Source organism: Bradyrhizobium altum, from assembly GCF_020889705.1.
Classification (GTDB): Bacteria; Pseudomonadota; Alphaproteobacteria; order Rhizobiales; family Xanthobacteraceae; genus Bradyrhizobium; species Bradyrhizobium altum.
The window spans coordinates 1-7,708 of sequence record NZ_JACMYP010000344.1; the positions used below are offsets into that span (position 1 = coordinate 1).

6 protein-coding genes and 3 pseudogenes are annotated in these 7,708 nt (G+C 59.5%); 2 read left to right on the top strand and 7 right to left on the bottom strand.

Annotation, left to right across the window (positions count from 1 at the left end):
• Together H8B02_RS42725 and H8B02_RS42730 are read right to left on the bottom strand one after the other, a co-directional pair.
• Nucleotides 1-871, bottom strand: an 871-nt coding sequence (locus tag H8B02_RS42725; RefSeq protein WP_229171743.1) for a type II and III secretion system protein family protein, incomplete at its 3' end; no start/stop codon positions are given.
• Between the two features lie 74 nt (nt 872-945).
• Nucleotides 946-1,626, bottom strand: coding sequence for a response regulator transcription factor (locus tag H8B02_RS42730; protein WP_229171735.1), 681 nt, complete (start codon nt 1,624-1,626; stop codon nt 946-948).
• Nucleotides 1,627-2,958: 1,332 nt separating this feature from the next.
• Between H8B02_RS42730 and H8B02_RS42735 the strand changes: the two are divergent.
• Nucleotides 2,959-3,515, top strand: a pseudogene (locus H8B02_RS42735) (transposase); the annotation flags it as partial.
• Between the two features lie 269 nt (nt 3,516-3,784).
• On the opposite strand, the gene H8B02_RS42740 reads toward H8B02_RS42735, so the two are convergent.
• The 3 genes and pseudogenes from H8B02_RS42740 to H8B02_RS49330 form a co-directional block, all read right to left on the bottom strand.
• Entirely contained in the window at nt 3,785-3,916 is a 132-nt protein-coding gene (locus tag H8B02_RS42740; RefSeq protein WP_229171737.1) for an IS66 family transposase, read from the bottom strand.
• Nucleotides 3,909-5,087, bottom strand: a complete 1,179-nt coding sequence (gene tnpB / locus H8B02_RS42745) for an IS66 family insertion sequence element accessory protein TnpB (RefSeq protein ID WP_229171739.1) — start codon at nt 5,085-5,087, stop codon at nt 3,909-3,911. The genes H8B02_RS42740 and tnpB overlap by 8 nt, the downstream gene beginning before the upstream one ends.
• A 276-nt stretch (nt 5,088-5,363) precedes the next feature.
• Nucleotides 5,364-5,477, bottom strand: a pseudogene (locus H8B02_RS49330) (IS66-like element accessory protein TnpA); the annotation flags it as partial.
• A 690-nt stretch (nt 5,478-6,167) separates the two neighbouring features.
• On the opposite strand from H8B02_RS49330, the gene H8B02_RS42755 reads away from it, so the two are divergent.
• On the top strand, nt 6,168-7,109 hold the full coding sequence (locus tag H8B02_RS42755; protein WP_229171741.1) for a LysR family transcriptional regulator: 942 nt from the start codon (nt 6,168-6,170) through the stop codon (nt 7,107-7,109).
• 84 nt (nt 7,110-7,193) lie between these two features.
• Here H8B02_RS42755 and H8B02_RS42760 read toward each other — a convergent pair.
• Nucleotides 7,194-7,451 (bottom strand): annotated as a pseudogene (locus tag H8B02_RS42760) (IS3 family transposase); the annotation flags it as partial.
• Between the two features lie 37 nt (nt 7,452-7,488).
• Nucleotides 7,489-7,708: IS30 family transposase (locus H8B02_RS42765; RefSeq protein ID WP_028181921.1), on the bottom strand; the 220-nt coding region annotated here is incomplete at its 5' end.

Genomic DNA, 7,708 nt, shown 5'->3' on the forward strand with positions numbered 1-7,708 from the left:
CTGAGACCTGCCGATTGTCCTGCATGACCGGAATGGGAAATTCGCCACCTGCCAGGAAGCTTGCTGACTCTCCGGACATGGCGGTAAGATTAGGTTCGGCAAGTACCGAAGCGAGGTGTTCGCTGGCGAGTGCGTCAAGGACAGCACTGACATTCGCCCCGCCAACGCCGAATCCGATATTTGCCGTCCCGCCGCCGCGAGCCGCGGCGGTACTGCCAGATCCGCCGCGGCTAAAGCCAAAAACGAACGTGCCATTTTGACCTGAGACGGAGAGGTTAATGCCGAGCTCCTTCATGGCGCTGCGCGAGACTTCGGCGATGCGCACGCTCAAGTTGACCTGTAATGATCCAGCAACCTGAATCTTATTCACGACTAGTGCACCCGCACCGAGAAATTGCTCTGTCACCTTCTTGGCGGCATCAACGACATTGGCGTTTGGCGCTGTCCCGCTAAGAATCGCGCCGCGTGGGGTATAGCTGACTCGGATTGGATAGTCCCCGAGCTCAGCCTTGAGCGCGGCACGGAGATCCTCGACGGGTTGCCTGACGACAACACGAAGCTCGGCTAAAGCTTCTCCGTTATCGTTCAACGCAAACAAGCTGGTCCGTCCCGACTTTTTTCCGAATACGAAGATGGTCGTGTTCGACGGCGCTTGATAGTCGGCGATCGCCGGGTCGGCAACAAAGATGCTCGCCGCGGGCGCAGGGAGATGGATTGTCTTACCTTGAGAGGAGGCAAGATCAAGAGTTCCGTTAAGGCTATCAGCAGTGGCGCGCGCCGCCCTCTGAACGCCGTCGCGTTGTGTCTGAGCTGCGGCGCACAATGGAAACAGTAGGGCGGCCGCGCACGAGATGTACGACAGGGCGATCATCCGGCGCCCAGCATCACGACTAGGGAAGGCCTTCAAGGCTCTCTTTACTTTCATGTTCGATCGAGCTACGCCGCTTATGCGGCATTATTCAGCGCAAGGGAGTAACCGACGCCGCGCGCGGTCTTGATGGTTAGCGTCGCACCGGACTCACTCAAAATGCAGCGCAAGCGGTAGATTCCGACCTCAAGCGCGTTGGTCGTGACATGGTCGTCGAAAGCATATAGGCTGTCCTCCAGTGAGGATCGCGGTACGGTACGGCCAGCGCGACTGAGCAAATGCTCAAGTATGCACACTTCTCGGCGCGCAATTCTCAAGATGCGATCACCAACCGAGACTTGTCTGGCGACAGGATCGAAATTGAGATTGCCGAACGTAACGAGCGGGGCTGTCATTTGGGTTGCCCGTCGCAAAAGAGCTCGCATGCGAGCAATGAGTTCGTCGATCGACACGGGCTTTGGCAGGAAATCGTCAGCGCCAGCGTTGAAAACGGCAATCCGCCTGCCGAGATCATTGAGGCTGCTCATCATCATGGCTGGCGTCGAACATCTCTCGCGCCTCAAATGCTTCAGCCAGGTCAAGCCGTCTCCATCTGGAAGAACCAACTCCAGCAGGAGAACGTCGTAGCTGGCGCAATCAAGGGCGGCTGCCGCCTCGTCCAGGGTGCGCGTCAGATCGACCGCAAAACCGTCGTTCAATAGCGCTTCCTTCACTGCACGCGCAAAATTCGTATGGTCGTCGACCAGGAGAATTCGCATTTGATTCCCTTTCGTCCATCGCCACCAAGCTGAGCGCGTCACGATCGACCGCGAGATCGGGCGAAGCTGAAAAACGATCGCTTCGGCACAAGCGTTGAAGATTGGCGGCCAGGAGCACTGGGATGGTGAGCCGAGATCAATCTCACCCGATCCATTGCCGGCCGATAGGTGACCGCGCCGGCGTGCCCGTGACGGCGCGTGTCGTCGGCGATGCTCAAAGTGAGTGTATCGCCCGGAAGCCGGATGAAATTATTCACTGCATCATGTGCCTTGGTGAACCGCTCGCACTTCTGCGCGCCGATGGCCGCAGTGCTTCCGGTCGTCGACCTGTTGGTGGCGGTATCCTTGGCGCAAATGCGCGCGGTCGAAACCAATGTGAAGAGAATTTTTGGGGTTGAAGCTGAACAGAGACAAGAAGTTGGCATTTGGAGCTCCCAAGTTGCCTTAGTCCGAAGTCGGTTTTGCTATGCCGTTGACTTTGTGGCCTCTCTAAGTCACGGCAAATGCAGGTGTCGTATTTGAAGGCAGGTGACGTGTCGCAGCTGGCCCATGCGCCGAAAGCCGCTGGACGAAACGACCGAGTGCGTTCGAGCTAAAGACAAGTTCTCTCGATAGCCGGCAACCTGACCTGGCGAACGCGAGCGGTGCAGTCATTCGATCGCCTCCAACATCGCCAGCGTTGCGGCGCATCGAACACAGTTGTTGCGCGATGAGTGCGATCCCAGGTCTGCAACGTCACGCACCTAGTTAGGCGGTGTCGCCGGCCGTATTTCGTCTCTCGCCACGAACAGCGACGGATTGATCTGATCTCAAAATTGGCGCTGCGTTGCGTGCGGCGAGGGCGAGGAGAAGGTTGCGCGTCCTGCTCTCGATCGGCACGTGGCGTTCCGCCTGCAACGAGCCCGTGGACGTTTCCCGGTGCATCGGTGACGCCGACAGGGTGTCTTCGGGAGGAGTGCTCGAGAAGCGTGACCGAGCCGGTCGGCGCGACCTTGAGACGTTGAGACATTCGCAATTCTTGGTACCTGCCAGAAATGTCGGGCGACAGAGAACGTCGCGACTTGTCAGAAAGCTTACAATCTGACGTTACGTGCGGTTCAAGCCCATTCGAGCGGTGATTACGTCAATACCTACGAACTTGTGGCCTCCCGACGCAGCGATGACCCCCGCCTGGGGCGCACAATCGATCTGCGCGAGGGCAAGTCCAGCGCGTCTTGAATTGGCAGGCATTTCGTCGATAGAGACGTCGCACGGCGGACGTATGGGCCGCAGCAAGTGGTGCGCATGAAAGGCAATCTTTCTTGAATGCGTTCAAAGGTCGTTCTCAAGACCGAGACGCTCGACGCTGTAGCCGATCGCGGCTACTTCAACAGCCCGGAGATCCTCGCCTGCCACGAGGCCGGCATCACAGTGACGCTGCCCAAGCCGCAGACGTCGAATGCCAAGGCGGGGACGGACGCTTCGGTAACCAGGACTTTGTCTATTTGCCGGAAGATGACGCCTATCGCTGCCCAGCTGGGGAGCGCTACCTTATCGCTACCGAACGAAGAAGACGGCAAGATGTTGCGGCGCTACTGGACCACAGCCTGCAAAATTGTGCGCTCAAATCCCAATGCACGCCAGGATCAGAGCGGCGGATTACAATGGGAGCACGAGCATCTGCTCGAGGCCGTGCCGCAGCGCCTTGACGCAAACCCGGAAGCGATGCGCCAGCGGCGCGAGACAATCGAGCATCCCTTCGGTAGATGAAGGCCCGCATTGGGGCGACGGACTTCCTCACCAAACCCTTCCGAAGGTCGCCGCCGAGATGGCGCTCTCCGTCCTACAATCTGACGCGGGTCATGAACATCGTCGGGACCAAGCCACTGATCACTGCGATCGCGGCCTGAGACAAGCGCGGTTGCTAGCTTCCGGACCGACGCCCTTTGATGCCGTTTTGCACGGCCAAGACCTGAGATGAACACCCTGAAACTTGTATTCGGTGGGGCATTGTGGCCGCGATTGTCAGGACTGGGATTGGAAGAATCAACAGGTGGATGAGTGCCGGCGAGCACGCGCAGCCGAATTGGATCCAATCCACGCATTCCATAAGGGCCCGCGACGTGTCGGGGTCGCATCACGAGGCCGGACACACGTCAGCACCCGACCACATGCGAAGTTATATTTTGCTTGCATCTACTGGGCCGGAGAAGCCGGTCAATTGCCCGGCGATGTCCTCGGTGCCGCGGCCATCGGCAAACACATAGGCGACCGCCGGCGGCGATGGGCCGCCCCATGGGCGATCATCCATGGCATGCGCCCAGGAACTGGCAGATACGGGTGCGATGTCGCCCGGGATCGAGCACCGGCATCGGCGTCTCGACGCAGAACAGCCGCGGCGAAGCCTGGATCGTCCGCAGCTGAAGTTCATAAAGGCTCTTGAGCCACCAAGCCGCACGCTTCACCAAGTTGGCGAGCGTCGCGCGGTCGAGATGAATGCCTTGGCCAGCCAGGATCTGCACTTGGCGGTACAGCGGCAGATACCAAGCGAACTTCGAGACTACCACGTGAGCCACGAGTGCGGTCGATACCATGCCGCCCTCAACCAAACGCGGCAGCGCCTTCGCCTGGACCACACCGTCGGTGCAACCGTGGCAGGCGTATTTGGGACGGATCGTCCGCAGCACCCGCAGCATCGCCGGGATCACGTCCAACACCTCGCTGACGTCCTCGCCGATCTTGTGAAGCCGACCCTGACAGCAAGGGCACGCGGTCGCCGCCGGCTCCAGCACCTGCTCGCAACGCGGCAGGTGCTTGGGCAGCGCGCCGATGTTGCGATGCGCCTTCTTGCGCGGCTTGTCGGACGGCTTCGTCGCGGGCGCAGAGTCGTCGGTCGGCGCAGGTAGCGTGGTGGCGTCGGTCTCGAGATCGCCCAGCTCAAGAGCTAGTTGGGCCGCGACAATCACCGCAAGCCGCTCCGAGCGCTTCCCGAAGATCATCTCCTTGAGCGTCTGCATCGCCACGCGCAGCTTCTCGTTCTCGACGTCAAGCGCGAGCATCATCTCGGTTAGCGCTGCTGGATCTGTCGGGAGAGCGTCGGGGCGAATCGCCATGATCAGACGATACGTGCGCCCACTCCATGCTCCAGCGAAATCCTCACCTCTCAGCCAACAACGGCCGGCGGCTTCACAGGCTTGGGTGAGACACGCGTCCACACCGAGATGCACCGCGCCATCGCGGATCGGCGGCCAGGTGAAGCGCCCCTGGTGCAGCCACTTCGTCACCAGCACCATGCTGCTGTCGTCCCACGCCAGAAGCTTCACTCGGTCCATGCGCTTGCTGCGGAACACGAAGACGTCGCCGCAATACGGGTTCGCACGCGGCGCTTCGCTCACCAGCGCCGATAGCGTGTGTATCGACTTGCGAAAGTCGACCGGCTGTGCCGCCAGCACCACCTTGAGGTCAGACCGCAATGCAATCAACGGTTGTCCCGAAGCGCCGATAGCACTGTCGAAAGCGTCGCCAGCTCCACTCCGGGCTCAACCCGGATGCGTGCCCGCCCACCTCGATCTCGATCGTCCCGCCAAGCTTACCTGGAGGCGATGCCATCTGCGGCAGCACCTTATCCGCGGACGCTAACCGGTCCGGCTCGTCTGCCGTCGCCGGACCGCTCTCGGAAGCGATCGGGACCGGCACGAAGCCTGGCGCCTGAAAGCTCGCTGCCGTCGCGAACTTGCGCCGCCACACCGTCAGCAGCCCACGCCATGGCGCCGAGCGACCTCGGCCCCTTCCTCGAAGCTCTCCGCCGTGATCCCGGCCTTCTCTTCCGCCGTCCAGTGCCGTCGCCGACGTTGCCCCGTGATCACCTCGATCCGACGATAGGAGCCGCCTTCCTGCCTGGCATCAAGCATGGCTTCATGCATGGCATCTGCCATAGCCCACCTCCAAAATACAGTTACCCGGCTGTATCGCAGCTCATTCGCGTGATGCCCAGGTGGGGGCTCATACCGGTTACGATACAACGGGCAAAAGCAGGCCAAGGCCGCAAAAATGGCCACCATCACTGCCGCCACCGGTCTTCTGACTCCCGGCAGTCACTCCAACGCTCGGCGCTCCACCTGACGATTGACCGAAACCACGAATACCGAGATCAGGTTTATCTCGCTCATCGCGTTGCCCCGCCGTCATTGAAATCTGTTGCTCCTGACTCGTCGCGGTAAATCGAGCCTTAGCCACAGGTGAGCAGCCGATACAGAAAAGTTGAGATAGCTCCAGGCTGGACTGCGCGATCCGAGGGAGGTCTGGAGACACTAGCCGGCGCTATTCAGGTTGCGCAACCCGCCGCGAGGTGTGGCCGCAATCGATTGCGCCTCGCTCGCTGCTCCGTACATCGATGCTCCATCCACTTGAGAAGGTTTCTCGAGCCTGGGCAAGATGGGCAACAATCCCAGTGTGTCTAAATTCCATTCCCGTCCGACCGAAAGTCCTATCCAGCACTCCGCAGAATTGCTAAAATCGATTTGTTTCAACGAAGAGTATCCAGCTCTTGGATAATTCGGACTATGCGCTTCAAGGGACTTGATCTAAATCTCCTAGTCGCGCTGGACGCCCTGATGAACGAGCGGAACCTCACCGCGGCCGCACGCAGCATTAACTTGAGCCAGCCAGCGATGAGCGCGGCCGTTGCCCGTTTGCGGGGCTATTTCCACGATGAAATATTCATGATGAGGGGCCGAGAACTTGTCCCAACACCTCGTGCGGAGGGACTCGCTGCCCCGACTCGAGAGGCTTTGCTGCGCATCGAACTCTCTATTATGTCCCGGGACTTCAACCCAGCCCAATCGGATCGCCGCTTCAGGATCTGCCTTTCCGATTTCGCGACACTCGTTTTCTTTCGAAACATTGTGGAGCGGGTCGCGCGGGAAGCTCCCGCCGTCAGATTCGAGTTACTGCCTGTCGCCGACGAGCCCGATGAGCATCTTCGGCGCGGTGAAGTCGATTTTCTCATTATTCCGGACCTGTTCATGTCGAGCGCGTATCCTAGGGCGACACTGTTCGACGATACATTGGTGTGCGTAGGCTGCAGCACGAACAAGCGACTGTCACGGAAACTTACGTTCGAGAGATACATGTCGATGGGGCATGTTGCGGTAAAGTATGGGCGTACGCGGCAGCCCTCGATCGAGGAATGGTTCTTGCTCGAGCACGGTCTCAAGCGACGCAACGAGGTCATCGTACAGAGCCTTAGCATGATCCCGACTGTACTGTTAGGCACGGACCGTATAGGAACGATGCCCGCTAGGTTGGCCGAGCATTTCGCAAAAGCCATGCCTCTCCGCATCGTCAAATGTCCGCTCCCAATTCCGACATTCACCGAGGCCATCCAGTGGCCCGCCCTTCACACCAGCGATCCGACAAGTACTTGGATGCGGGAGATGTTGTTGCAAGAAGCCTCGCGGATGGCTTCTTCTCGTGAGACGATGAGAAAACTGAGACACCTCTAGGTTTACGCAGAGCGTCTCACAACCTGCTCTTGGCACCATTGATCTTCCCCCGAGAAAATGGACAGGGTTAAGCTGCTTTTTTAGCTCCATCTCGATCGGGCTGATAAAGCCGACGGCGGAGTGACGACGAGTTCGATTATAGAAGGCCTCGATATAGGCAAAGATATCCCGTGTGGCTTCTGCCCGTGTTGCATAGTGCGTGTGCTGGACGAGCTCCGCCTCGAGCGTGTGAAAGAAGCTCTCCATCGGAGCGTTGTCATAGCAGTTGCCCTTGCGGCTCATCGACGCCCTGAGGCCGGCGGATTGCATCAGCGTGCGGTAATCCGCCGAGGCATATTGGGCGGATTCAAACGGTCGTCGCAACACCAATTGTTTTCACTCATGACAGTAATTCGTCAAGCGCTTCTGCCGGCGTTTTCCAGCCCAGTGTCTTTCTCGGTCGGGCGTTGAGGGCCGCTGCTACAGCGGATATCTCGTCGGCGCTGTGGATGCTCAGGTCTGTGCCTTTCGGAAAGTACTGCCGCAGCAACCCGTTGGTGTTCTCGTTAGTGCCGCGCTGCCAAGGGCTTTGCGGGTCGCAGAAGTAGACTTGGATGCCC